This is a genomic window from Mucilaginibacter myungsuensis, assembly GCF_015222005.1.
Taxonomy (GTDB): domain Bacteria; phylum Bacteroidota; class Bacteroidia; order Sphingobacteriales; family Sphingobacteriaceae; genus Mucilaginibacter; species Mucilaginibacter myungsuensis.
The window spans coordinates 451809-477978 of the sequence record NZ_JADFFL010000003.1 but is presented as its reverse complement, the minus strand read 5'-3'; the positions used below and the strand labels follow the sequence as shown (position 1 = coordinate 477978).

Sequence of the window (26170 nt, the reverse complement as noted above, 5' to 3'; positions counted from 1 at the left end):
ATTGCCGATGTTAGAATTTACCGGGAGTGAACATACCGACAGGAGAACGCTTTTTGTTGAGGTAGTATTGCCCCTGGGTATCGCTATAAATTATACCTACCGCGTGCCGTATGATCTTAACGATCAGATAGCCGTTGGTAAGCGCGTAGTGGTGCAATTTGGTAAAAGCAAGATCTACACGGCCATTGTAGCCGGCATTGGCGAGCAAGCGCCCGAAAAGTACGAGGCCAAATACATTATCGATGTACTTGATGCCGAACCGGTGGTGCATCAACGCCAGTTACAGTTTTGGGCCTGGATAGCCGACTATTACCTCTGTAATATTGGCGAGGTGATGAACGCCGCCCTGCCCACTGCCTTAAAATTGGCCAGCGAGACCAAGGTAGAACTCAATAAAGAATATCCGGTAGATAAAACAACCCTTAACGACCGCGAATACCTGATCGTTGACGCGTTGGAACTACAGCCCGAACTGACCGTTAACGACATTGCCAAATTGCTTGGCCAAAAAACGGTAATGCCAATACTGAAGATGATGTTCGAAAAAGGCATCATCAACATATCCGAAGAGGTGAGCGACCGTTACAAACCACGGGTACGCACCTTCATTACACTAAATCCTATTTATCGGGATCAGGACCAGTTGAGGGAACTATTCGGGATATTAGAGAAACGTGCGCCTAAGCAGGCCGATGCTGTGTTAGCATATATCCAGCTATCGCGCAGCCAAAAAACCATATCGAAAAGCGAACTGGTAGAGGCCAGTGGAGCCGGTGCGGCGGCCATCAAGTCGCTGATAGAAAAAGAGATCCTGTTTGCTGAGGAAAAGATCGTAAGTAGATTGGTACACGATGCAGACGACCTGGAAGCCAATTTTGAATTGAGTCCCGCACAGCAGACCGCGCTGGACGAGATCAAACAAGGTTTTGAGCAAAAAGATGTGCTGTTGCTTCACGGTGTAACATCGGCAGGTAAGACGCAGCTATACATCCGCCTGATCGAGGAGATGGTGAACAGTGGCAAACAGATCCTATACCTGCTGCCAGAGATCGCGCTCACCACTCATATCGTAGAGCGTTTGCGCAAATATTTCGGTAACGCCATTGGCGTGTACCACTCGCGCTTTAATGATAACGAACGGGTGGAGGTTTGGCAAAAAGTACTGAGCGGGCAATACCGCGTGGTGCTGGGTGCAAGGTCGTCGGTGTTTTTGCCGTTCAAAGATCTGGGACTTATCGTGGTGGATGAGGAACACGAAAATTCCTATAAACAATTTGACCCCGCTCCCCGCTATAATGCCCGCGATGCCAGTATTTACCTCGGCCACATGTATGGGGCTAAGGTGTTGCTGGGTTCGGCTACGCCATCTTTCGAGTCGTTTTATAATGCGCACAATGGCAAATATGGTCTGGTGAAACTGACCGAACGTTTTGGGGGGGTAGAGATGCCGCTGATAGAAGTTGTCAGCATTACCGAAGAGACCAAGAAAAAAACTATCCAGTCGCACTTTACCAGTGTGCTGATGCAGGATATAAATAACGCGTTGGCCAATAAAGAGCAGGTGATCCTGTTCCAAAATCGCCGCGGATACGCGCCGATCATGCTTTGTAAGATATGCGCCTACACACCCAAATGCATCAATTGCGATGTAAGTTTAACCTACCATAAAAGCAGCGGTAAACTGCATTGCCACTATTGCGGCTACAAAGAGGATTCGCCGAATATCTGCCCGGCTTGCGGGTCTACACAGTTAGAATATAAAGGCTTCGGAACAGAAAAGGTAGAGGCCGAACTGAAATTACTACTCCCAGATGCCCGCATTGCCCGGATGGATCTGGACACCACCCGCTCCAAGAACGCGTTCCAAAATATCCTGAACGATCTTGACGAGCACCGTATTGATATCCTGGCAGGTACCCAAATGGTAGCCAAAGGTTTGGACTTTGCATCGGTTACGGTCATCGGCATCATCAGTGCCGATAGTCTGTTAAAGTATCCCGATTTTAGAGCTAACGAGCGGGCCTACCAAATGCTGTCTCAAGTGAGCGGCCGTGCCGGCCGGCGGGGCAAGCAAGGCAAGGTAGTGATACAGACCTATGATCCCGGTCACCGGGTGATACAGCAGGTGATCGCGCATGATTATGTGGACCTGTATAATACCGAAATGACTGAGCGAAAGAATTTTAAGTATCCGCCGTTCTATCGGTTGATCGAGATCAACATCAAACACAAAGACCCCGAAATACTGCACCACCAAGCCGAAGCTTTGGCCCGCGACCTGCGCAAGCATTTTGATGATAGGGTGATCGGTCCGGAATATCCTTTGGTAGGTCGCATCCGCAATTACTTTATTAAGACCATCATCCTGAAATTCGAGAAAGATAACATCTCGATGCCAAAAGTTAGGGCGACCATTAAGGATGTGATCACCCAGTTCAATACTACTAAGTTAAGCAAGGGCAGCGTGATACAGCCCGATGTGGACCCGTATTAGTATGTAATTCTTTGTTTATAGATTCCCGCCGGGACTTTAAAGGTGAGATGACAAACCCAAGTCTCCCCGCTTGAGCGGGGAAGCACTGAACGAACATCAAGCAGAAACTTTCATAGGGGTGTGTTCTCTCGCAAACCTTGCAAGTGAAGGACACACCCCTGACCCCGCTTAAGCGGGGAAGCGAGACTTCGAATTATTTCGAACAACTTGTCATGGGTAGGAAACGCTTCAGGATGACAGGTAAGGCAGAAAAGCATATCGAAGTTTGTTGCTCCCTATCTCTCCACTTTCGTAATATGTATGATCGGTATGCCCGCATTAGGGTCCCGCGTTAATCCGCAACGGAAAGTTTCGCCGGTGATGGTAGCGGTTATTTTTACCTTTTTGTTGATGAGGGTAGAGTCGTCGGCGAAGTTGTCTGCATGATAGCGCACGCTGTCTATCTCTAATAAATAGCCGCATCCGTCTACTAAAGGGCTACCAGTATTAATGACCATGGCTTTGGCGTTCTTGATGGTCTTAAGGCCGTTGTCAGCGGCTTTTTGTCCTGCGCAACCTAACAGGAATATGGTGACAATGATGGCTGTTAACGTTCTCATAACTGTATTGTTTAATATATGTTAACAACCATCGCCTTATAAAGTTATCATTTTGGTGATATGGATAACTGCCAAGCCCGGCGTGCTATTGGCCGACCATCCGCAATGAAAGCGTTCGCCTGTAACGATAGCGTCAAGGATCACCTTTTTGTTATCAAAATTGGGCATGCCTTGGAAGTTATCGGCATGATATTGTTCTCCGTCTATCATCAAAAGGTAGCCGCAACCATCAGCCGCCACCGGGCCGGCATTTACAATGGTGCCGTTAGCTTCAATGATGCGGCGTTTGCCATTGTCTGATTTTTTGCAGCCTGTGGTGGCCAAAAGCGCGCAGGCCATAGTGCCCGCTAAAAGAATGCGTTTAATGTTTAACATTGTTTTAAGGTGATGTTGTTTTTAGATAGGTAGATGCAGGAACTGTTACAAAGGTTGCTTTCCTAAAGCCGCAGGCTGTTGCACACCCGCGGCTCGTTCGGACATATCAAGATCAGCAATTGGCCCCCGGCACGGGGCATAAACCTCAACGCTACCGCTTGCTGATGCTATTGATATGAATGATAGGATAACTTAAGTTGGCGGCCAGGCCGCACTGAAAACGTTCGCCGGTGAAATGCGCGTTCACTTTTACTTTTAAATTGTCGGCCCGAAAGTCTTCAGGTAAATTTTCGGGGTGATAGGTAACGTTATCTATAATGACCACATAACCGCAACCATCCGAACTGATCAATCCCTGAAAGGTTACCGTAGCATAGCTGTTAAGTATGGGTGGCTCTTCGTTCTTTTTACAGGCGTTCAGGCTGCTTGTCGCTGCTATTATCAATAGGCAACAAAAGGCCCGTATCGTTCTTTTCATTAGTAGTACTGTTTAATAGGGATTACGGTATGCCATAGCGGAATGCTACAACGGAATGTGTATATTTTTAAAAGTTTATAGTCAGAACGTTAAATATTACGGCCATATCGGCCATGATCCCGATGCAGAACTTTTGCTATTTTAGCAGGAGAAATGGCCTATAAGTTTGTTGATAATTACAGGGAAAAGGGAGCGCGGAAGCGTTTGGTCGACGTATTGCGTAAAAAAGGCATAGCCGACGAGCGCGTACTGGAGGCCATTGGCAAGGTGCCGCGTCATTACTTTTTTTCAGAAACTTTTTGGGAGCAGGCTTATAAGGACATTGCTTTCCCGATAGGAGAGGGGCAAACCATATCGCAACCCTACACGGTAGCTTACCAGACCGAACTACTGCACATACAACCCGGCAACAAGGTGCTGGAGATAGGCACCGGGTCGGGCTATCAAACCTGTGTATTGTTAGAGCTGGGCGCCAAGGTGTACACCATTGAGCGTCAGGAAAAGCTATATGAGCGTACCAAATGGGTGCTGCCGGTAAAGATGGGTTATAAACCCAACTTCTTTTTAGGCGATGGGTCGATAGGTATTGCCGCCCACGCACCTTACGATAAGATCATTGTCACCGCCGGGGCGCCTTTAGTACCCGGCATCCTGCTAAAGCAATTAAAGATAGGCGGCATGCTGGTGATCCCCGTAGGTAACGAGAAAGCCCAAAAAATGGTGACCGTAATGCGCGTAGCCGAAAACGATTTTGAAGAGATCGTGCTGGATACCTTCCGCTTTGTGCCGTTGGTTGGGGATAAAGCTTGGTAGTTAATTAAGAATATATTTTAACCACTAAGGACACAAAGGTTTACACAAAGAGCACAAAGCTTTAATAGGGGACCCAAAAGCCTTTGTGGTTTAATTATCATTGAATATCAGTTAAGATGCAACAACCCCACTACGAAGACAAAACATTTGAAGGTTTCGACTACTCGGGCCAGGTGACCAAGGGGGGCGAGTTCCAGAGCTGTACCTTTAAAAAATGCAACTTTAGCGAGGCCGATATGGGCAACAATAAGTTTTTGGATTGCGTATTCGAGAGTTGCAACCTGTCTATGGTCAAGCTTGGTGGTACCACCCTAAGCGATGTGCGTTTTAAAGATTGCAAAATATTGGGCGTGCACTTTTTTGATTGCCAGGACTTTCTGTTCAGCGTGGCTTTTGATAATTGCATTCTGGATTATTCGTCGTTCATGCGTAAAAAGATGGTGAAGACCAAATTTGCCAACTCATCGTTAATGGAGGTCAACTTTACGCAGACCATCCTCACCAATTCTGTTTTTGATAAGACCGAGCTGTCTGGCGCTGTCTTTAATGGTACCGACCTGTCATCAGCTAACTTTACATTAGCCTATAATTACAGCATCGATCCGGAGTTGAATAATGTAAAGAAGGCGAGTTTTTCTTTAGATGGCGTACCGGGATTGTTGGAGAAGTATGGGTTGAAGATCGTTTAGCCCCCCCCCGCCCCCCTAAAGGGGGAGCAGAATACCAATAACATCATCACCATGCAACCCGACCTGCAACCCATAGACCAATACTTTGCACGGCAGGACGAACCTGCGCGGAGTTGCCTGCTGTTTTTACGGTCATATATATTAAAGCAAGACACCTATCTTACCGAAAGCCTGAAATATGGGATGCCATTTTACAGCTATCGTGGTAAAATGTGCTGCTATTTATGGGGCGAAAAAAAAACGCGTCATCCATACATCGGTATTGTAGAGGGTAAGGCGATGGATCATCCGCTATTGGTACAGGATAAACGCGCCCGGATGAAGGTCTTGCCTATCGACCCGAACCAGGATATGCCCCTTGCTTTGCTTGATGAGGTTTTGCAGCGATGATCAACCTTTACAAGTAGCCTTTTACCAGCCTTTATGCATCCTTACTATATGTATTTTTGCAGCTGCATTTCAGCCGTTTAGGGTAAAAAGGCAATTTTTAGCAAACTATATCGTTTAATATTTATTAATAGTTCAATAATTTAACACAAACGTGCACTAAAAGGAAAGGTAACTTACGGAAATATTCTACTCGTATTAACTAATAAAAATTAAATATCGAGCGTATGAAAAAGTTCATTTTAGCTGCCGCAGCAACCGTACTTGTAACTGTTACAATAAACCAGGCTTCGGCACAAACAACCGACACCACTAAAAAAGAAACAACAACTACTACCGCAACCACCACAGCTGCCAATGGCGCTGCCGACGTTGTAGGTGCTTTAAATAGCAACTCGGATTATACTACAGCTGCCGCTGCCGTTAAAACAGCAGGCTTAGAGGGTACTTTAAAAGCGGGTGGCCCTTACACCATCTTCGCGCCAAATAATAGCGCGTTCAGCAAGTTGCCGCAAGGCGCGCAGGATAGTTTAATGAAAGATCCTGCTAAATTGGCTACCGTATTAAAGGGCCACGTAGTAAGCGGTAAATATGGTAAGGCCGAGATCATTGCAGCTTTAAAGGCCAGCAAAGACCGTAAAGTGCCATTGACCACTTTAGGTGGTGAGGCTTTGACCTTGTCTATCAGCCCGGCACAAACATTGGTGCTTACCAATGCTACCGGTGCTACTGCCGAGGTTACTTTATATGACCTTGTAGGCGGGAACGGCATTGTTAATGGTATTAACGGTGTGCTGGCAACCAAGTAACATTTTTAATATTTAAGCTTTATATGGCCGCCTTGCAAATTGCAGGGCGGCTTTTTTTGTAATAAAACTTTGGTGTGTATGCCAAACAAATAATTAATGCGGTAAGATTAATTATAGTATGTATGTTTATCGCACGGGATGGTGGAGGCCGTCCTGAGAACTGATCCCTAACTAATGGAAGAACAAACCCGCATTACGCAATTCGTTGCCGGTTATGATCTGGAACGGTTTTTTGAACTGTCGGCCGATCTTTTTTGTATAGCCGGTTTTGATGGCTACTTTAAAAAGATAAACCCAACGGTATCTAAAACCTTGGGCTTTACCGAAGCGGAATTGTTCTCGCGCCCTATAAACTCTTTCGTCCACCCCGATGATCAGGATGTTACCAATGTTAAGCGCGACAGGTTACGCCATGATACACCCCTGCTCAATTTCGAGAACCGGTACGTTACCAAAAGCGGCGAAATAGTTTGGCTGGCCTGGACATCCATGCCCGTACCCGACGAACAATTGGTTTTTGCCATCGCCAAAAATATCACCTATAAGAAGAAACAGGAAGAAGGCCGCAACGCCATGCTGGCCGATCTTACCGCCATCAACCACGAATTAAAACAGTTGACCTACACTACATCGCACGATCTGCGCATGCCGGTGAATAACCTGCTGGCCATATTCGGGTTGATGAACAAATTGAAAATAGAGGACCGCGAAACGCTGGAATTTATAGCCGTACTTAAAATGGCCGCAGATGCATTAAAGGGTACACTGAACAATTATGTAGACGCGCTTGGCCAAAAGAATGTGCTGAACATAGAGACCGAACCGGTGAACATAGCCGTAAGCTTGGCCAACGTTATGCGATCATTGAGCGGTTTGATACAAAGTTCGGGCGCAGTGATCGATATTCGGTTCGATGATTTTGATACCGTGATCTTTAATAAAAGTTACATGGAAAGCATATTGATCAATCTGCTCACCAATGCTATAAAATATGCTAAACCCGATGGTTCGCCCAAGATCAATATCAGCACACGCCATCACGACGGACTGAAACAGTTGGTTTTTGCTGATGAAGGCCTTGGTTTTGATATGGACAATGTGCGGGACAAAATATTTGGTCTGCACCAAAGTTTCCACGGGCATGCCGATAGTAAGGGGATAGGCCTATATCTGGTGTACAACCACGTTACCGGTCTTGGGGGCGATATTGCCGTGGAGAGCGAAGTAAATAAAGGTGCCCGCTTTACGATCACGTTCCGCGAGCACCTTTAAGATCTATATTATTTTCTTGATTGCTTGGCAGGGGCTGCAACTGCCGGACTGCCCTTGATCACGCCCGGTATCACCGAGCCGATGTTGCCGCTTGGTGTTTGGATGTGCAATAGCGATGCAATGGTAGGTGCAATATCTGTATGGTTGGTATTGTCATAAGTTACACCTGGCTGAACACCCCATCCCATAAAGATCAGCGGAAGGTGGGTGTCGTAAGCGTTCCATTCGCCGTGGGTAGTGCCCGTGCCACCGTTCTCTATCCAGCCCGCCGTTGGTACTACCATTACGCTGCCGCTGCGTTTATAGTTAAAGGCGTTAACGATCTTCTCTTTCAATACTGCCGGGACAGTAGCTGCTGCAAGGTTATCCATATCGACCACAAATAAACTTTGCGGGTCTTCTTTCAATATCTCTATAGAGCGATATTTAACAGCGTCGTAGCTGATCTTTGCTTTTTTGATCAGATTACGGTTGAAGTTCACCTGAAACTCGGTGATCGACAGTACTAAACGATCTTCGCCAAATTCGCTTTTCAGCTTTTGATTCAGGTTGCGTACAAAGTCGCTGGTGTGCCAGTATCCTGCCGGTATCTTGTTCTCCAGATTGAATTTGTATGAATGCGATGCACCATGGTCGGCGCTCAGGAATACCGTATAAGTACCTTTGCCCAACTTGTCGTCAAGGTTCTTGAAGAAAGCTGCCAGATCCCTATCCAAACGCAGGTAAGTATCCTCTACCTCAATAGCGTTCGGGCCGTACATGTGGCCAACATAATCGGTAGATGCGCAATTGATGGTCAGGAAATCAGTATCACCGCTGGTGCCCAATTTGTAGGCATCGATAGCTGCTTTAGCAAAATCAAGCGTTAATGTGTTACCGAACGGGGTGGTACGGATAACGCCTTTGTTGGTTTTGAATATCTCATTCACGTTATGGGGGAATGCCGTAGTGGTCTCGCCTCTAAATTTACCTTCCCAAACCACATTATCAGCAGTGCTCTGCTTGTAGGTATCGATCGGGTAAAGCGTATTCCAACCATTAGCCAAAAGTTTTTCGGCGTTGTTCTGGCTGTTAAAATCATTTACCCAGGCAGGCAACTCGGTCATGTAGTAATTGCTGGTGATAAAGCGCGAACTGGCATCGTCAAACCAAAAAGCACCTGTAGGGTTATGGCCTGCTGGTAAAATGCTGGCGCGATCCTTTAAAGAAATACCTACTACTTTAGATCGGTTGTTGGTCGCTAAACGTAACTCGTCGGTCATGGTACTGCTTAGCAAACTACGCGGCGACATTTTGCCGCCGTTGCCTGCCGCACCGATAGTGCCAACGGTGCTGTCACTTACGCAATAAACACCGCGACCGGTAGCCTGGTCCACCCAATCGTTACCGGCGATACCATTAATAGCAGGTACGCTGCCTGTAAATATAGAAGCATGACCAACGGCTGTAGCCGACGGCAGGTAGTTGATATAATGATTCTCGCATTTAAAGCCTTCGTTCAACAGGCGTTTAAAGCCGCCCTCGGCATAGCGGTCATAGTAACGGTACAGATAGTCCCAGCGCATCTGGTCTATCACCAAACCAACGACCAATTTGGGGCGAGGTAATGTAACTGTTTTTACAGGAGCTTTAGTTTGTGCAAATGTGAGCGTAGCCACCAGTTGCAATGATGCTAAAGCTATCATTTTGATAGGGGTAGAAATTTTGAACGTCATAACAAATTTGAAATAAGACGGATAAAAGTAACCATTTTACATTACCGACCAATTAAGATATTGTAAATCCGCCGATACAGAAACCGCCGATAGCTTATGGCTACCGGCGGTTGGATGTTGTGAGTTTGCATTGGGTTTTAGCTGACATCCGGGTTGGCAGCATATTCGACCCAAAGCTGGTCCAACGTTTTGCCTGTTTGATCGGCCCATACGGTATCAACATATTTGTGGTCGCGCATTTGTTTATCTAACACCTGCACAATGCCTTTCTTTTTCTTTTTTTCTATCCAGTACAGGAAACGGGCGGTAACGTTGTAACTGTTATCATAATTCTGTTTGGTGTTATAACCGCCAATGCTCCATTTGGCAGCAGCATTGTTTATACCAAATTTGTTGCGGGCAAAATCGGCAATACCTTCGGTAAGCCAACCCGGGCCGTTGGTGTCTCCATAATCCTGCACAATGTGCATTACTTCGTGCGTAACCACGTCAATATCCTCGGGGTGCTTACGCATCCACTCAGGGTTAACCACTACATGAGCATCGCCGGTCGCGGCTACGCCATCATAAGCTTTGTCAATAGCGATGGTGACCGTTTTGGCTGTGTTTTTATTGTACTCGTTAGCCAGGGCAGGATACACTTTAAAAAAGGTCTCGATCATGCGGCGCTGCACAACGGAATCCAAAGTTGGGTCGTTATTAGTAAAATTAAGGGTGTAGCCTTTTTGGTTATAAGTTTTAACCAATTGTGCAGATGCGCACAGGGTAGATAGCATAAGGCATAGCGCCAGATAAATTTTTTTCATAAGATGCAGATGTGTTTTACATCAGCAAATATAACCGTAGACGGTGATCTAATAGGGGAAACTACAAAATAGATGCAGATCAGGCCATTGCTTTCATCTCGGTGCGGGCCTTAGCGCACCAATATTTGGCAGCGCGGCGTTCCATCGGGCTAAGTTGTTGTTCTTCGTCCAGCATTGCGGTAAATACCTTTCCGGCTTCATCGTTCCGGCCGTTGCGTAATAGGAAACTCCCGTAATGATAACGTTGCTCATAGTAAGAGAAACGGCCGATCATCTTCTTAAATTCCGCATCAGCCGCATCCAATTGCCCCATTTTTTCTAACGACAGCGCCTGGTACAAATGCGCCTTCGAACGTACAAATTGCGGATGACGGCTAATGGTTGATGCGGCGTCGACCGCGTCCCGATATCTTTCTAACTGATAATAGGCGACCGTAAGCTGACCTAAGGCATGCTCATTTTCTTTAAAGGCCCCGGTGAGGCCGTCTTCATAAAGTTCAACAGCTTGCTCAGTTTGTCCCGAAGACAGATAGGCATCGGCCAGTTTAATCCGGTTTTGGAAAGTATCTGTAAAGCGGAAATCCTCTTCCAGTTTTTTGATCTTAGCGCCGGGGTTAACTATTGCGCCAACGTCGATACGCGGACCGCGTGTACGCATTGATGGCAATATCTCCATGATAAAATAAATGATGGAGCCTACTACCGGTAAAAATATGATCAGCCAAAGCCAGTTACCCCTGCCACGGCGCAAACAATGGATGCCGCAAATGATCTGCAAACCTATGGTGACGAGGTAGTAATAATTGCCGGCAAAATTCATGACGCAGGTGCTTGGGAGCTTTGTTTTGTGATGTACCAAAGTTAAAAATATTCGCCGTTCTGTCAATATTAACACAACAATAATGACAGGTTATGGCCCTTGCTCAATTAACAATAGCTTCATATTGGCTTCATAAAAAAGCCTTAGTTTTGCAACATTATATTTATGGCCGACATTAACCATCTACACCAGCAAGCTATATCTCTGTTACAGGAACTGATCCGTATCTCATCTTTCAGTAAGGAAGAGGAAGAGACCGGCGATGTTCTGGAAAGATTCCTGAACAAACAGGGCGTTACTACTCATCGTAAGATGAACAACATTTGGGCATGGAACAAGCACTTTGATGCCGCTAAACCAACTATCCTGCTTAACTCGCATCACGACACCGTTAGACCAAATTCCGGTTACACCCGCGACCCGTTCGACGCGGCGATCGAGGACGGAAAGCTATTCGGCTTAGGTAGTAATGATGCCGGTGGTTGCTTGGTATCGTTGGTGATGGTATTCCTGCATTTTTACGAGCATGAAGATTTGGCCTATAACTTTTGCTTAGCGACCACCGCTGAAGAAGAGATATCAGGAGTGAACGGGTTAGAATTGATCATCCCCGAGTTGGGCGAATTAGCCTTCGGGATAGTAGGTGAGCCGACGCAAATGCACTTAGCCATAGCCGAGAAGGGCTTGATGGTATTAGATTGCACAGCCCACGGTAAAGCCGGCCACGCCGCACGCGAAGAAGGGGAGAATGCCATCTACAAAGCCTTGACCGACATAGAGTGGTTCCGCAACTTTAAATTCCCTAAAGAGTCCGAAGTATTTGGCCCGGTAAAAATGTCGGTAACCATTATTAATGCCGGCTCTCAGCATAACGTGGTGCCCGCTAACTGTGTATTTACAGTTGATGTACGCGTGACCGATGCTTACCGTAACGAGGACGTTTTAGAGATCATCCGCCAGCATGTAACGAGTGATGTCAAGCCACGCTCGATAAGGTTAAAGCCATCATCGATACCAAAAGAGCATCCCATCGTCCAGGCGGGTATCAAATTAGGCCGCACCACATATGGTTCGCCTACTACGTCCGATCAGTCCTTGTTAGATATCCCTTCATTAAAGATAGGCCCCGGCGATTCGGCCCGTTCACATACCGCTGACGAGTTTGTTTATGTAGACGAGATCCGTGAGGGGATAGATATTTATATTAAGATGCTGACGCAAGTAGTGGTCGGTTGATCAGTGATCGGTTAACCGGTGACCAGTTGAATATTTTTACTGGTCACAATGTCTATATCTATTCACTAATTAACTGTTCAACCGATCACCGGTTAACTGTCCTACAGTAACCTCGTATCGAAAGTGAACGGCACCACATCCGTTACTTTTATCAGTGCCGTTTTAGGATGGAAGGGGTTTATTAAATAATTGAACTCTTCTTGCACGATGGCTGATGGTACCTTCATCAGCAGGTTCTGGTTCTCTTTCAGAAAGAAATCGCCGGTACGTTTAAGGATATCCGGCTCAGGGAAGGCGTTCCAGTTAGGCGGGAATATATCGGTATCGGGTTCGAAAATATCTTCGGGGACTTTTATCGTTACGATGCAAAAACCATCAGGGATAAGTGTAGCTGATAAATGGACCAGACATTCTAAAACAGCTAAAGCGCGCGACGAGGCTGTATACAACATCGATTGGCCTACGCTGTTCCAACGGCCGCCGTATAAACGGGCACCCATTCCGCTCAGATCGTTAGCGTATAAGTTTCGGGTAATACGATAAACAAGCATCCTTAGGCAAAAATACCGTGCTCTATGCGGCCTAACTCCCTTTGCACCATATCAAAACCTACCGAGGTATCCAACAGTGATATCGGGGTTTCATTACCGAAAACATGCGTTGGGGTTTTCATCCAGCGTTTAAATTTATCCATCGAACCAAAAACCTCCTGACCGCGGGTGTATAAGCGGGCCAACTCAATGGCTTTTTCTGAATACTCGGTTTTAACAACGGCGTCATCATCATAACGTTGAAACGTACGCTCGCTGATATGCATAATATCCGATAACTCCTGAATGGTTAACGATATCTTTTTGGCCAATGCCGTAAGCACCTTTTTAGGCAAGCCCTCCCTGGTAAGCTTAAGCAGATCCAAATCGGAACTTAAACGTGCCGGCTTTATCCCGCCAAGCAAACTATAAAAGGAATTATCCGAACCGGCTACCATATATGCTACCATTGGTTCATTAACCTCATCGTGGGCGGTATGTTTTGTTTTGTATGACATTTATCCAAATTTATTACTCTTTTGTCGTAGTTGCAAATTTCTTTTAATTTTTATTAACCGCGAAGTTCACAAAGGTGAGAAAAACACAAAGGGCACAAAACTTTTGATAATGAAAGCTTTGTGCCCTTTGTGTTTTTCTTGCTATGCTCTATGGCTACCTTATCATTCTGCGATGATCAAAAAGTAATTCTTCTTTCCTTTTTGAGCTACCAAGTATTTGCCATTGATCAGGTTAGTCGTGTTAAAGATATCATCCACGCCACCTAATTTAGCTTTGTTTACAGATACGCCACCACCGGTGATCATCTTTTTAGCTTCACCTTTTGATGGGAATACCGCCGTCTTATCTGCCAATAGATCGATCACGTTCAAACCGGCATCAAGGTCGCTTTTGGCGATGTTGAAGTTCGGCACACCATCAAACAAGCCTAATACTTCGGCATCGTTCAATTCATTTAAGAACTGAATATCCACATTCCCAAAAAGGAATTCCGACGCTTTGGTAGCTTTCTCATACTCGGCTTCGCTGTGCACCCGGATAGTGATATCCTTTGCCAATGCTTTTTGCAGGATGCGAGTATGCGGCGCAGCATCGTGCTCAGCCTCTAAACCTTCAATAGTTGCCTGATCGAACAAGGTAAAGATGCGGATATAGCTTTTCGCGTCATCATCACTCGTATTCAACCAAAATTGGTAGAATTTATATGGCGATGTTTTAGCCGGATCCAGCCATATATTGCCACCCTCAGATTTACCGAATTTAGTACCATCCGCTTTTTTGATCAGTTGGGTGGTCAGTGCGAATGCCTCGCCTTTACCTTCGCCTTTACGGCGGATCAGTTCGGTACCGGTGACGATGTTGCCCCACTGGTCGCTGCCGCCCATTTGTAACGAGCAGTTATGGTTTTTCCATAGGTAGTAAAAATCATAACCTTGCACCAACTGGTAGCTGAATTCGGTGAACGACATGCCGGTATCGCCGCTGATACGGTTCTTTACCGAATCTTTGGCCATCATATAGTTAACGGTGATATGCTTACCCACGTCGCGTATAAAATCCAAAAAGCTGAACTCTTTGAACCAATCGTAATTGTTGACCATTTGGGCGCTGTTGGCACCGGTATTAAAGTCTAAAAATTTTTCTAACTGGGCTTTTACACAGTCCAGGTTGTGCTGTAATATATCGGTAGTAAGCAGGTTACGCTCGGCCGATTTACCCGACGGGTCGCCTACCATGCCGGTAGCACCGCCAACCAAAGCATAAGGCTTGTGGCCCGCGCGTTGAAAGTGGATCAGCGTCATGATCTGGGTAAGGTGGCCAACATGCAGTGAATCAGCTGTTGGATCATACCCGATATAACCTGATGCCATGCCGTTATTCAACATCTCCTCAGTTCCGGGCATAATATCGTGCAGCATGCCGCGCCAGCGTAATTCTTCAACAAAGTTCATCGTACAAATTTTATAGTCGGCAAAGATAATTTTTTGGAGGTTAAAGGTGAAAGGTTAAAGGCGAAAGGTGTTGGATGGTCGTCATTAAACATGTTCGCTATGAACTATCACCTATGAACCATGAACTAATTTCCCTATCTTGCCATCAAGCAGCTACTATGAATTTTCTATCGCACTACTATTTTGACCGTCACTCGGCCGACTGCTACCATATCCTTGGTACGGTACTGCCTGACCTGTTGAAGAACGCCGATAAGAACATCATTATCCACCCCGAAAAGCTGCATCACAATAACCCCGAGATAGCCTCATTGATCCAGGGCTGGAAAAAACACCTGGAGATCGACAAACATTTCCATTCGTCGGAGTTCTTTTTGACGCATAGTAAAGGACTAAAACTTGCCCTGCGCCCCGTGATCGAAGGCTCGCCTGTAAAGCCCTTCTTTTTAGGGCATATTGCGATAGAACTGATCCTGGACAATCTGTTGCTGACCACCAAAGTGATAACCGTGCATGGGTTTTACGATCATCTGAGCAGTTGTAGAGAGGATGTTATTGAAGAGTTTCTAATCTTTAGCGGGATGGACGATACCCGCGTCTTCTTCAATTTCTTCGAGTCATTCAAAAGGCACCGTTATTTAGAGACCTATGTTGATGCTACCCAAGTGGCTTACGCGCTAAAACGTATCTGTATGCGTGTGTGGGCGCACCCATTCACGCCCGAGCAGGAAGCGGCAATGAGCAAAGTGATCATCGATTATCGCTTAGGTATCCATGATAGCTTTATGCAGGTATTTGAAGAAATAAGTCAAAAGTTAGAAGTCTGAAGTCAAAAGTCGGGAGGAGGCTTTGTTTCTCCGCGTTAGGGATAGTAGCGGATACCGGCCCTGTGGCTAAGGCCTGAGGGCGTATAAGCGGATAGCCCGGGCCAAAGGCAACGCCCACATTATTTCCCGTCCATCAACCCCTTGCCCTGCAAAATATCCGGGATACATTTCTCCACCCTTGCCTCACGGGTCTTAGCCTGCTTTGGTGCGGTAAAGTATAGTAAATAAGCTCGTTGACGGCCTGGTGTCAAAGCTTCAAAAGAAGTCTTCAACGCAGGCATGGCATCCAATTTTTGTTGAAACTCATCCGCCACCGGAAAATCTTCGGTCTTTTTTAAGGCTACCTTCAACCCGGCTTTCTCTACCTCGATGGCCTGGAAGATGTACGCTTTGATGGCAGCGCGTAGATCGGTCACCTGTTGCAGGTTGGTGAAGCGGATCTGACGCTGGGATTGTACCCGTTCGGTCTGTTGGATAAGGATGTTGTCGGTATCTTTTAATAGTGCGCCTTTAAAGAACAGCAGGGCGCAGTACTCCTTAAATACATGGATCAGCACAACGTTCTTATCACCGTCGACCACGTAGCAAGGCGTGCCCCATTTTAGTTCTTCGGTAAGGTTACAGTCAAGGCAGATGGCTCGGAGCTCACGGATCTCGGCCTGCCATTTGGTCTCTTTGTCGAAGTAGAAGTCAACTTTTGGGTTTATCATCATTATACTTTTAGCATCCCCCTAAAACCTCTTGCTGCATAATAAGACTCGGCGCCGTTATGGTAAGTGAAGACGGTATCATAACGCCTATCGCAAAACAAAGCCCCTCCCAGCTTGCGGATATTATCCGAGGTGGCCACCCAGCTGGATGTCTTCAGGTCGAACTTGCCTAATTGCTGCAGGTCGCGGTATTGCTGTTCGGTGAGGATGGTGATGCCTATCTCGGCAGCCATATCCTCGGCGGTGTTTTCGGGTTTGTGTTCCTTGCGACTTTCCCAGGCTGCGCGGTCGAAGCAAATGCTGCGTCGGCCTTTGGGGCTTTCGGCTGCGCAATCAACAAACAGGTATTCGCCGGTGGTCGGGTCGGTGCCGATCACATCCGGTTCGCCGCCGGTCTGTTCCATTTGGTAGAGGGTGTGGAGTTTGGCGGGGTTAGCTTCTAATTTGGATTGGATGTCGGTCCAGTTGAGGCCCTCGTGGCGTTCTTTGTGTTTGGCGAAGCGGGTTTTGAGGGTGCTTAGTAGTTCTTCTTTATCGGCGGGTGTTAATTGGTTTGGCATTGTTTTGTTGATTTTGAGTAAGGCTAAGTTAGTGATATGGTTAATTCGCCGTTAATAAACCGTAAATCTTTCACCATCAACATTAAAACCGTCTAAAAATCAATAATTAACATCAAAAAAGTTTTTATCTGTAAAAAATAAATTTCTACCTTTGCAGTCCCAATTGAGTTGGGAAAAGGAGACAAATTATTTAATGGCAAAAAAACAAGAAGTAGAAAACGAATTAAAAGCAAAAGAGGCTGATCTGGAAACAGTTACAGCTACTGCTCAAGAGGACGCGATCGAATCAGAAGCTGATTCATTGTCGATCGAGGACATCAAAGCTAACATCACAACCTCAAACGAGGATTTTGATTGGGATGCTGACGAAAAAGGCTTTGGCAACTACAGCGATGCTGACCGTGCTAAGTTAGAAGCAATGTACGACGTTACTTTCAGCTCGATCAATCAAGGCGAGATCATTGAAGGTATCGTGGTTAACATCAACAACAAAGACGTGGTATTGAACATCGGTTTCAAATCTGATGGTATGGTATCTCTGTCTGAGTTCCGCGACACACCTGATCTGAAGATCGGTGACACTGTCGACGTATTTGTTGAGTCGCAAGAAGATGCTAACGGTCAGTTAGTATTATCTCGCAAGCGTGCTAAAACTCAAAAATCTTGGGAGCGTATTAATTCGGCTCTTGATAATGACGAGATCATCACCGGTTTTGTAAAAAGCCGTACCAAAGGTGGTCTTATTGTTGATATTATGGGCGTTGAAGCCTTTTTACCGGGTTCACAGATCGATATCAAACCTATCCGTGATTACGATGTGTACGTTGGTAAAACTATGGAATTCAAGGTTGTTAAGATCAACCACGAATTTAAGAACGTTGTAGTATCGCACAAAGTGCTGATCGAGGACGATCTGGAGAACCAAAAAACCGAGATCGTGGCCAAACTTGAAAAAGGTCAGGTATTGGAAGGTACCGTTAAAAACATTACCGACTTTGGTGTATTCATTGATCTTGGTGGCGTTGACGGTTTACTGCACATCACTGATATCTCTTGGGGCCGTATCGAGCATCCGCGTGAAGTATTGGCACTTGATCAGAAGATCAACGTGGTGGTTCTTGACTTTGATGACGAGAAAAAACGTATCGCCCTGGGCTTAAAACAATTAACTCCGCATCCTTGGCAAAGCCTTACCGAAGATATCCAGGTTGGATCTAAGGTTAAAGGTAAGATCGTTACTGTTGCTGATTACGGCGCTTTCTTAGAGATCATCCCTGGTGTTGAAGGTTTGATCCACGTTTCAGAAATGTCGTGGTCACAAAACCTGCGCAACCCACAAGAGTTCTTGAAAGTTAGCGACGAGGTTGAAGCACAAGTGTTAACACTTGATCGCGACGAGCGCAAAATGAGCCTTGGCATCAAACAATTAACTCCAGATCCTTGGCAACAAGCCGGCGACCGTTACGCGGTTGGCACTAAGCACGTTGCTACTGTGAAAAACATGACCAACTTTGGTGTGTTTGTTGAGTTAGAGGACGGTATCGACGGTCTGATCCACATCAGCGACCTGTCTTGGAGCAAAAAAGTTAACCACCCTAACGAGTTCACTAAAGTGGGCGAGAAACTGGACGTGGTAGTTTTAGAGCTTGACGTTGATAACCGCAAACTGAGCTTAGGCCACAAACAACTGGAAGAAAACCCTTGGGATACTTTCGAGACCATCTTTAACGTTGACTCGATCCACGAAGGTACTGTGTTGAAAGTGACCGACAAAGGTGCTATCGTAGCTTTACCTTACGGTGTTGAAGGCTTTGCGCCGACCAAACACTTAGTGAAAGAAGGTGGTGCTTCAGTTAAAGCTGAAGAAACTGCTGAATTCAAGGTGATCGAGTTTAACAAAGAGAACAAACGTATCGTTATCTCTCACTCTCGCATCTGGGAAGAGCAGCGCAGCGAAGCACGTGTTGCCGACTTTGAGAACCGTAAAAAAGAAGCGAAAGCTACTACCAGCGCGGTGAAGAAAGTGAAGGACTCAGTTGAGAAATCAACCCTGGGCGACCTGAGCGTACTTGCACAACTGAAAGAGCAAATGGAAGGTGCTGAAAGCAAAGCCAAAAAAGCTCCAAAAACTGAGGAATAATATTCCTTAAGGTTTAATATTAAAACGGCCTCCCCATTGGGGAGGCCGTTTTTTTTGTGGGGTGGGTTTTTGGAAACGGAGGGTTCTGTGTTTTGTGGCGGGAGGTAGCCCCGCTTTACGCTCATATGCCTTCTGGCATTGCGCCCAAGAACGGTATATGCTGCAATCGGGGTTAGGGATTTATAGAAATTTTGTTAAGTCCTTTTCGTCAACTTTGAAAGTAATAACGTAATACGAAATCATTACCAACGTAATTATCAGGGCTACTATAATGGCCCATCCAATAAATCGTATTTGCCGGCGCTTAGATTTCATAAAATCGAAATCATTCGAAAAATCTCCAATCATATCAGGATAATATGTTTCTAGATTTTTCCGCTCTTGATTTACGTCTGTTGCCAGCTTATTAATGTCCTTTAAATAAGTTGATACTACGAGTATGATAAAGAAGCTGTATATACCAATTGCAGCGTAAATCAGGAGAATAGTTTTGTAGTTTGATGACAATTGATAGAAGGAAAAAATTGAGGCTCCGAGGGAAATCGGTATAGAGATGATTTGCGCCGATATTTTATCCTGAGCGTTGCTCAGATTTTCGAAGTAGCTACTTTTTTCTGCCTTAAATTGCTTCCTGATTTTATCAAACGAGAATCTGGAAATGAAAATATGATAGTTTTTATTTGTTTGATTTAAAATGTAGGTGAGATTTTTATATAGTGTTGCAAAGTTTCGTTGCACTTCATTTTGAGCTTCCATATACTCACAAAGAAAGTTTTTGAACGAAGATATCCATTCATCGTTGATTAATTTTAATTGGAGTTCCTCAAGAGGTATTCTTAAATAAGCAGATGAAAATATTGACTCATCAATTTCACTATATCTAATTCCAGTTATAAAATTTTCGTTTCCTTTTGATAAAATAACCAATTCATTTTGGTTGCCACTAAAGCGATCTAATTCGACCAATCGTGGTATATTGGCTTTAAAGAGCTTAAGTAACTTTGTGTATGATATATGATGGTTTAATACGTCAGATATAAATTCAGATGGAAGATTAGATGTGAGTTTTTCTGTAAAGTGATCGTAATGGAGATAATGATTTTTGTAGTTTAATACAAAGAAGTTATGAGTAGCGATAAACGCATCATTGGTGTTCAAAAAAGTAAATAAGTTCTTTTCATTCTTAAAGAAGATTATTCCTTTTGCGTTATCTATTCTATTTATTGAAAAAAATGTACTGCCTTGATCAACAATAGTAGCCGTTGAATCAAAGGCGTCAATTATAGTTTGTAGGCTGGTGTCGTCGCTAAACTTAAATTCGACAATTTCCTGCTGGATTGAAATGTCTGACAGATGTGAAGCCTGAATTAAATCCCAAACCTTAATTAAATCAGGAAGCTCATTTTCATTATGCATTGCGCGATTGTCTTTGCTCTTGAATGCTGCTTACGATTTGTCGGTTTTTTATAATTAACATGCCTTGGGTAATCTGAACTTCATCATCATCAAACTTATCTGTATCTATTACGACAGTGATACCTTTGGTAGTAGCTCTCAATTTAATCAAGCGATTTAATTCCTGATTGTTGGGTTTGAAAGTAGGGTCAATTTCCTTTTTTAATTTTTCACTAGCATGATTACGTATTTTAAGCGGGTCTTCATATAAATAATCACTAAGCTTGTCGATATCTATTTTCTTGTCATTTTGCTTGGTGTAAAAATTGATCCATTCGAAAACCGAGCGTTCGAAATCATCTTTATCTATGGTATCATCAGGAGGCCCAATATCTTTAATCGCGGTAACAAGAAATTTTGTATTAATCTGATTGTTAGTGACCTTGTCAGCATTTACCCATTTTACAAAATATTTAGATAATTTATCACCTTGATTGCTTACTAAGCCTAAGTAATTGCGCTCCTCGTCAACGGCTGTGTAGAGATTACAGTTTAGGCGAAATCCCATTGCGATTTTGTCAATATTGATATTTTCTGTAGCTCCAATTGAAAAGCCATTAACAGTCCATTTAATATTAAATGCTTCTTTGTTACGTACTATTATTATGGAAATAAACTTGTAACTGTTTACTTGATAGTCGATAAATACATAATATCCACCAGTAGCGAAAGGCTCACGTTTTATACTGTCTGCTAGTTCATTTAAACTCGCTTTACTAAAATGAATAAATGTAGAATCGTCGCTGTTGTCTAAATATTGATTGATGTTAGAATATACCGCGTTAGTAGTTTTAGACTTGTCAAATTTTGAGTACTTAGTGAGGGATTTTTCGAAAGCAATATGGAGTTCTGTAACCAAGTTAGTTAATCCGTCATCAACTGTTGTTAAAGTATCTGAGGATTTATATTCGAGGTCTACCGAATTAGCGGCTTTTTCCAGTTCATGTATGATAAGGCGATTTACTTGCATAGACGCAAATTTAATTATATGGTTTTATATTATTTTGATACTCAATCCGCTATTAGGTCCAGCCGGCAATCCAAATGAGGTATCTACCCCTTTGTTATCTCTTAAATCTTGTAGCAGTGTTTTTGGGTCAAATGTATTGCCAATCAAAGCTTCTGATTCTGGTCTTGGGCTCGACGATGCGCGAGCCCTATATACTTCAATAGCTCTGTTCTCTGTTAGTGCTCTTAAACATATCGCTCTTATGTAAAAGCGATTAAATTCTCCTTCTGCAAATGTTTCCGCTGCAGTTACTGGAACTTTAACCATAGAAATTGTACCATTTTTGTTTCGTTCTTCGTGAGATTTAAAACAATTATTTGACTTTAAAGCCTCAGTCAAACTAGCATCATCACCCGTGGCGATATGCTGAGGCATTATTTCAATAAAGTGTGTATTGCCAAAATCATTAAAACGTTTGCTCAAATAGCAATTGTCGCAATCCAAATCGGACTGAAATTCCTTTAGCATGTATTCACGAGTGACATCGTCAAGTGATAAATAAGTTAAGGCCATCGTTGAGGTTTAAATGAGACGTGCTGATAATTAACGTAAGGTTGGATTTAATTACAACATATACAACCCGTATAAACACCTGTTTTTAAGTTTCTTCGCCTATCCGCGCAGGCGTGCGCCGGCAATAAGCGTAAAAAATAGCGTGTCATGGTGGGCTTGTCGAACCATTTGCCGGTAATGACTGACCGCACAGGTCTTCGACAGGCTCAGACTGACATGGGTCTTTGATCAGCTTTGCATCGTCGCGAACCCCTCCCTGCTACCGCTCATGCCTTGCCCGCCCCTCCCCAAGGGGGTAATTGGGGATTCGACCCTGCCTACTCAAGGACACACCCCTGACCCCACTCAAGCGGGGAAGCGTGATGGCTCTGCTTTTCTTTTTCCCCGACAGCGCTCCGGCTTCAGGTGAGGCGGCCAATGCATTTGGTATATGCGGGACGGGCAATTGGCCGCCTGCAGGGGAAAGGCCCTGTGTGGAGAAGCATTAGCGCTGTCTTGACCTTTGGATACTTTGGGGCGACTGCCAAAGTATCTAGGCCCCTGCGGCCATGAGCAGACTGACGTTGATGTGCTACACTGACCTTTTATCGTTGCTCTGCCTGCCGAATGACACACCCCTGACCCCGCTCAAGCGTAGAAGCGTGATGGCTATGCTTACCGAGGATCACCACGCTGCGCTCATGGTGACGATGTGTGTCTATTCTCCCAATTCCCTCCTCGGGGAGGGGTGCGGATGGATCGTGTTGAAATGGCAGGGAGGGGTTGGTCAGCCATGCCTCGTCGCAAAACCCTCCCTGCTACCGCTCATACCTTGCCCGCCCCTCCCCAGGGAGGGATTCGCATTTCTTCCGTCACAGCCCTTCCCCAAAAAACTGTGGAGAAACTCCACACTTGCGCTACAATTTGTTGCGTTAGTTTCGTTAAAGTTATTGAATACTCGTATTGGAGAAAATATTGTCGTTGAAATCGCTGTTTGTTTTAATCATAGATCAATAAAACATCAACCGGTGGTTGTTAAACTACTATTGGGTAGACGTTCGGTATAGTGCTTGCATTACTCATATAAGTAAATAGCAAGATACTATGAGAGAAATAGCAGACCAATTCTTCCACATCTTTGTGATGGTGGTTATCCTGGGTTTCGGGTTGTTGGGCTTTTTGGCCACCGGCGGCAGTTTCGATTCGTGGCGCAGTCGCGAGGGCGAGAAAAGGCGCGTCAATACCGTAAAACGCCGCATTATCCGGCTGGGTAAATTTAAGCCCGTTTACCCGCAGGTGCCTTTCAGGAATAATACGCCGGCATATTAAATTATCACACACCGGGTCGCAAGCAGCGGCATATCAATAGTTCAGCAGGTGTATATGGGTGTATATGCATGCACGGCATATACCTTGCTTTTCTTGTTAATCGTTAGTATATCAGCTGTTTATTTTAGGCGTATACACTTGTACACACCTGCCGTATACACCCTCCATATACACCCGCGCCGGGCGCCGGCCATTGGTAAAAAAGGGCAAAAATAAATTGCCAATGCCTAAGCACACTTAACCTTTAATTATTACGTTTGTTAACTTTGTTGTCGAGCGTGGGGTGTGTGGGCATTATTCTAATATTTACCAATGTTTAAAGAGATAAAGATCAGGCCGCTGCGGTGGTTAGCCATACTTGTTTATTTCGTCATCCTGTTTTTTTGCGCCATCGAACTCAACTTTCTATGGTTGTTCGGCTACACCCCCGAGATGGACGACATCCGCAACCCCATACTATCCGTATCATCCGAAGTTTACTTTGCCGACGGCAAACTGATCGGCAAATACTACCGCGAAAACCGTTCGCCAGTATCTATCGATAGCATCTCGCCCAATCTCATTAACGCCCTCGTAGCTACCGAAGACGTTCGGTTTTACAAGCACGGCGGCGTGGATATGTACTCGGTGACCACCGGACTATGGTCGACCGCTAAGGGCGATCGTCGCGGAGCAAGTACCATTACCCAGCAGTTGGCCAAAAACCTTTTCAGCACACGCAAGCGTAAATCGCAGGGCTTGATCAAGCATGTGCCGTTCTTCCGCACGGTGGTGTTCAAGATCAAAGAATGGCTGACGGCTTATAAGATAGAGCACGTTTACGATAAAAAGAAGATCCTGGAGCTATACTTTAATACCGTGCCTTTCGGTAACAACTCTTTCGGTATCAAAACAGCCTCCCTAAAATACTTCCACAAAAACCCCAACGAGGTGAACCCCGCCGAAGCTGCCATGCTGATCGGCATGCTCAAAGCCACGTCGACGTATAATCCCATCAATAATCCCGAAAAAGCCCTGGAGCGCCGTAACGTAGTATTGCGCCAGATGGAAAAATACGAGTTCCTTAAAAAGCCCGAAGCTGATGCCAATATCGCCAAACCCCTGGGTCTGGATCTAAGCTACGTAGATCAAAACTCAACCGGCGACTCGTACCTACGTCAAGCCGTTGAAAAATGGCTAAAAAAATGGTGTAAAGAGAATGATTACGACCTGTATGAGGATGGCCTGAAGATCTACACCACCATCGATAGCAAACTGCAACAATACGCCGAAGAAGCCGTAGCCGAAAAGATGCGCATGCTGCAACGCCGTTTCTATAACATTTGGGGCGATAAAAACCCATGGCGCGATAGCAAGGGTGTCGAGATCAAAGATTTCCTGTTGAAGGCCGAGCAACGCCTGCCAATCTATGCCCTGTTGAAGAAGAAGTATAACGGGGATACCGTGCAGATCCAAAATTACTTCAACACCAAAAAAAAGATGACCGTTTTCACTTGGAAAGGTGAGCGCGACACCACGATGAGCAGCGTAGATTCGATCAAGTACTATACTAAATTGCTTAATACCGGTATGATGACCATGGAGCCGTCGACAGGTAAGATCAAAGTTTGGATAGGCGGTATCGACTATAAATACTTTAAGTACGATCACGTTAACCAATCTAAACGCCAGGCGGGATCAACATTTAAACCATTTGCTTATCTGACGGCTTTGGATAACGGCTATAGCCCGTGCGATAAATTCACCGATAAGCCGGTATCCATAAACTACACCTACGAGGGTAAAAAAGAGACCTGGTCGCCTAACAATGCCGACTGGAATTTTACCTACATGGATATGTCGTTACGTTGGGCCATGGGGCGTTCGGTGAACTCTATTACAGCTCAGGTAACCGAAAAGGTTGGCTGGGATAAGGTAGTAGAGTATGCGCACAAAGCTGGCATCGAAAGTCCGCTGAAGGCGATACCTTCGGTATCGTTGGGATCAAATGATGTATCCGTTTACGAGATGGTGAGGGCTTATAGCACGTTCCTTAATAAAGGCAAAAAGGTAGATCCCCTGCTGGTGACCAAGATCACCGATAATAGAGGCAAGATCGTTGCAGAATTCACCCTAAAAGAGGAGCAAGTGATCAGCCCGGAAACGGCATGGCTGATGCTATACATGTTCCGCGGTGGTATGGAAGAACCGGGCGGTACCTCGCAAGCCTTATGGGAATATAACGACCTTTGGAAAAAAAACAACCAGATCGGCGGCAAAACAGGCACCTCGTCCGACTATGTGGACGGCTGGTATATGGGCATCACCAAAGATCTTGTGACAGGTATTTGGGTAGGTGATGATGACCGCAGTGTCCACTTCACCACCAGCGAAAGCGGAGAAGGCTCGCACACGGCCTTGCCGATCTTTGGCAGTTTTATGACCAAGGTTTACAACGACCCTAAGTCGGGCTATACTTACGGGCAATTCCCTAAGCCATGGGTAAAGATCAATAAAAAGTACGACTGTCCGTCTCCGCGTCTGCATATCGATACTGGCGAGGTAGATACCAGTTGGGCACCGATCGATACCACTATGACGCCGACCTTAGAGCCTACCGGGCCGGTAAATATTCCATAAGGGAGATAGTAAATTGTTAAAATTTTTGCCACGGTT

The 26170-nt window shown here is 45.2% G+C and carries 25 protein-coding genes; 11 read left to right on the top strand and 14 right to left on the bottom strand.

Annotated elements, in window-relative coordinates; translation table 11 throughout:
- Nucleotides 1-7: 7 nt before the first annotated feature.
- A complete protein-coding gene (priA, locus tag IRJ16_RS09720; protein WP_194111350.1) occupies nucleotides 8-2494 on the top strand; it encodes a replication restart helicase PriA in 2487 nt (828 codons plus the stop codon).
- A gap of 275 nt (nucleotides 2495-2769) precedes the next feature.
- On the opposite strand, the gene IRJ16_RS09715 is transcribed toward priA, so the two are convergent.
- From IRJ16_RS09715 to IRJ16_RS09705, 3 genes are all read right to left on the bottom strand, one after another.
- Nucleotides 2770-3093, bottom strand: a complete 324-nt coding sequence (locus tag IRJ16_RS09715) for a hypothetical protein (protein WP_194111349.1) — start codon at nucleotides 3091-3093, stop codon at nucleotides 2770-2772.
- Between the two features lie 36 nt (nucleotides 3094-3129).
- Nucleotides 3130-3468, bottom strand: a complete 339-nt coding sequence (locus IRJ16_RS09710) for a hypothetical protein (protein WP_194111348.1) — start codon at nucleotides 3466-3468, stop codon at nucleotides 3130-3132.
- A gap of 151 nt (nucleotides 3469-3619) precedes the next feature.
- Complete coding sequence (locus IRJ16_RS09705; protein WP_194111347.1) at nucleotides 3620-3946, bottom strand: hypothetical protein; 327 nt, start codon at nucleotides 3944-3946, stop codon at nucleotides 3620-3622.
- A gap of 153 nt (nucleotides 3947-4099) precedes the next feature.
- Between IRJ16_RS09705 and IRJ16_RS09700 the strand changes: the two genes are divergently transcribed.
- The 5 genes from IRJ16_RS09700 to IRJ16_RS09680 all read left to right on the top strand — a co-directional run bounded on the left by IRJ16_RS09700 (nucleotide 4100) and on the right by IRJ16_RS09680 (nucleotide 7916).
- On the top strand, nucleotides 4100-4759 hold the full coding sequence (locus IRJ16_RS09700) for a protein-L-isoaspartate(D-aspartate) O-methyltransferase (protein WP_194111346.1): 660 nt from the start codon (nucleotides 4100-4102) through the stop codon (nucleotides 4757-4759).
- Between the two features lie 116 nt (nucleotides 4760-4875).
- Nucleotides 4876-5448 carry a pentapeptide repeat-containing protein gene (locus tag IRJ16_RS09695; RefSeq protein WP_194111345.1) on the top strand — a complete coding sequence of 191 codons (573 nt, stop codon included), beginning with the start codon at nucleotides 4876-4878 and terminating at the stop codon, nucleotides 5446-5448.
- Between the two features lie 51 nt (nucleotides 5449-5499).
- Complete coding sequence (locus tag IRJ16_RS09690) at nucleotides 5500-5838, top strand: DUF1801 domain-containing protein (protein WP_228079986.1); 339 nt, start codon at nucleotides 5500-5502, stop codon at nucleotides 5836-5838.
- A 224-nt stretch (nucleotides 5839-6062) separates the two neighbouring features.
- On the top strand, nucleotides 6063-6644 hold the full coding sequence (locus tag IRJ16_RS09685; RefSeq protein WP_194111344.1) for a fasciclin domain-containing protein: 582 nt from the start codon (nucleotides 6063-6065) through the stop codon (nucleotides 6642-6644).
- A gap of 174 nt (nucleotides 6645-6818) precedes the next feature.
- Nucleotides 6819-7916, top strand: a complete 1098-nt coding sequence (locus IRJ16_RS09680; RefSeq protein ID WP_194111343.1) for a PAS domain-containing sensor histidine kinase — start codon at nucleotides 6819-6821, stop codon at nucleotides 7914-7916.
- An 8-nt stretch (nucleotides 7917-7924) separates the two neighbouring features.
- On the opposite strand, the gene pafA is transcribed toward IRJ16_RS09680, so the two are convergent.
- From pafA to IRJ16_RS09665, 3 genes are all read right to left on the bottom strand, one after another.
- Nucleotides 7925-9631 (bottom strand): alkaline phosphatase PafA, encoded by a 1707-nt coding sequence (gene pafA, locus IRJ16_RS09675; protein WP_194111342.1) that lies wholly within the window; start codon nucleotides 9629-9631, stop codon nucleotides 7925-7927.
- 137 nt (nucleotides 9632-9768) lie between these two features.
- Complete coding sequence (locus IRJ16_RS09670; RefSeq protein WP_194111341.1) at nucleotides 9769-10437, bottom strand: basic secretory protein-like protein; 669 nt, start codon at nucleotides 10435-10437, stop codon at nucleotides 9769-9771.
- Nucleotides 10438-10516: 79 nt separating this feature from the next.
- Nucleotides 10517-11257, bottom strand: a complete 741-nt coding sequence (locus tag IRJ16_RS09665) for a tetratricopeptide repeat protein (RefSeq protein ID WP_194111340.1) — start codon at nucleotides 11255-11257, stop codon at nucleotides 10517-10519.
- Nucleotides 11258-11422: 165 nt separating this feature from the next.
- Between IRJ16_RS09665 and IRJ16_RS09660 the strand changes: the two genes are divergently transcribed.
- On the top strand, nucleotides 11423-12493 hold the full coding sequence (locus IRJ16_RS09660; protein ID WP_194111339.1) for a M20 family metallo-hydrolase: 1071 nt from the start codon (nucleotides 11423-11425) through the stop codon (nucleotides 12491-12493).
- Between the two features lie 101 nt (nucleotides 12494-12594).
- Here IRJ16_RS09660 and IRJ16_RS09655 read toward each other — a convergent pair whose 3' ends face one another.
- The 3 genes from IRJ16_RS09655 to tyrS form a co-directional block, all read right to left on the bottom strand.
- A complete protein-coding gene (locus IRJ16_RS09655) occupies nucleotides 12595-13044 on the bottom strand; it encodes an RES family NAD+ phosphorylase (RefSeq protein ID WP_194111338.1) in 450 nt (149 codons plus the stop codon).
- A 2-nt stretch (nucleotides 13045-13046) separates the two neighbouring features.
- On the bottom strand, nucleotides 13047-13541 hold the full coding sequence (parS, locus tag IRJ16_RS09650) for a type II RES/Xre toxin-antitoxin system antitoxin (RefSeq protein ID WP_194111337.1): 495 nt from the start codon (nucleotides 13539-13541) through the stop codon (nucleotides 13047-13049).
- A 162-nt stretch (nucleotides 13542-13703) separates the two neighbouring features.
- Nucleotides 13704-14993, bottom strand: coding sequence for a tyrosine--tRNA ligase (tyrS, locus tag IRJ16_RS09645; RefSeq protein ID WP_194111336.1), 1290 nt, complete (start codon nucleotides 14991-14993; stop codon nucleotides 13704-13706).
- A gap of 113 nt (nucleotides 14994-15106) precedes the next feature.
- Here tyrS and IRJ16_RS09640 point away from each other — a divergent pair, with 113 nt between their 5' ends.
- Nucleotides 15107-15820: a hypothetical protein gene (locus IRJ16_RS09640; protein ID WP_194111335.1), complete on the top strand. Its 714-nt coding sequence runs from the start codon at nucleotides 15107-15109 to the stop codon at nucleotides 15818-15820.
- A gap of 119 nt (nucleotides 15821-15939) precedes the next feature.
- On the opposite strand, the gene IRJ16_RS09635 is transcribed toward IRJ16_RS09640, so the two are convergent.
- A complete protein-coding gene (locus tag IRJ16_RS09635) occupies nucleotides 15940-16533 on the bottom strand; it encodes a YdeI/OmpD-associated family protein (protein ID WP_228079983.1) in 594 nt (197 codons plus the stop codon).
- The gene (locus tag IRJ16_RS09630; RefSeq protein WP_194111334.1) at nucleotides 16533-17090 is read right to left on the bottom strand and encodes a DUF4256 domain-containing protein; all 558 of its coding nucleotides are present in this window, start codon (nucleotides 17088-17090) and stop codon (nucleotides 16533-16535) included. The genes IRJ16_RS09635 and IRJ16_RS09630 overlap by 1 nt, the downstream gene beginning before the upstream one ends.
- Nucleotides 17091-17283: 193 nt before the next feature.
- Here IRJ16_RS09630 and rpsA point away from each other — a divergent pair, with 193 nt between their 5' ends.
- On the top strand, nucleotides 17284-19230 hold the full coding sequence (gene rpsA, locus IRJ16_RS09625) for a 30S ribosomal protein S1 (protein WP_194111333.1): 1947 nt from the start codon (nucleotides 17284-17286) through the stop codon (nucleotides 19228-19230).
- Nucleotides 19231-19410: 180 nt separating this feature from the next.
- On the opposite strand, the gene IRJ16_RS09620 is transcribed toward rpsA, so the two are convergent.
- Genes IRJ16_RS09620 through IRJ16_RS09610 form a run of 3 tightly spaced genes read right to left on the bottom strand, consistent with a single transcriptional unit; the run spans nucleotide 19411 to nucleotide 22207 of the window.
- A complete protein-coding gene (locus IRJ16_RS09620) occupies nucleotides 19411-20646 on the bottom strand; it encodes a hypothetical protein (protein WP_194111332.1) in 1236 nt (411 codons plus the stop codon).
- Complete coding sequence (locus tag IRJ16_RS09615; protein ID WP_194111331.1) at nucleotides 20639-21655, bottom strand: nucleoid-associated protein; 1017 nt, start codon at nucleotides 21653-21655, stop codon at nucleotides 20639-20641. Before IRJ16_RS09615 ends, IRJ16_RS09620 begins: the two co-directional genes overlap by 8 nt.
- A gap of 24 nt (nucleotides 21656-21679) precedes the next feature.
- On the bottom strand, nucleotides 21680-22207 hold the full coding sequence (locus tag IRJ16_RS09610) for a hypothetical protein (protein ID WP_194111330.1): 528 nt from the start codon (nucleotides 22205-22207) through the stop codon (nucleotides 21680-21682).
- A 1083-nt stretch (nucleotides 22208-23290) separates the two neighbouring features.
- Here IRJ16_RS09610 and IRJ16_RS09605 point away from each other — a divergent pair.
- Nucleotides 23291-23515: a hypothetical protein gene (locus IRJ16_RS09605; RefSeq protein WP_194111329.1), complete on the top strand. Its 225-nt coding sequence runs from the start codon at nucleotides 23291-23293 to the stop codon at nucleotides 23513-23515.
- A 312-nt stretch (nucleotides 23516-23827) separates the two neighbouring features.
- Entirely contained in the window at nucleotides 23828-26134 is a 2307-nt protein-coding gene (locus IRJ16_RS09600) for a penicillin-binding protein 1A (RefSeq protein ID WP_194111328.1), read from the top strand.
- Nucleotides 26135-26170: the final 36 nt, after the last annotated feature.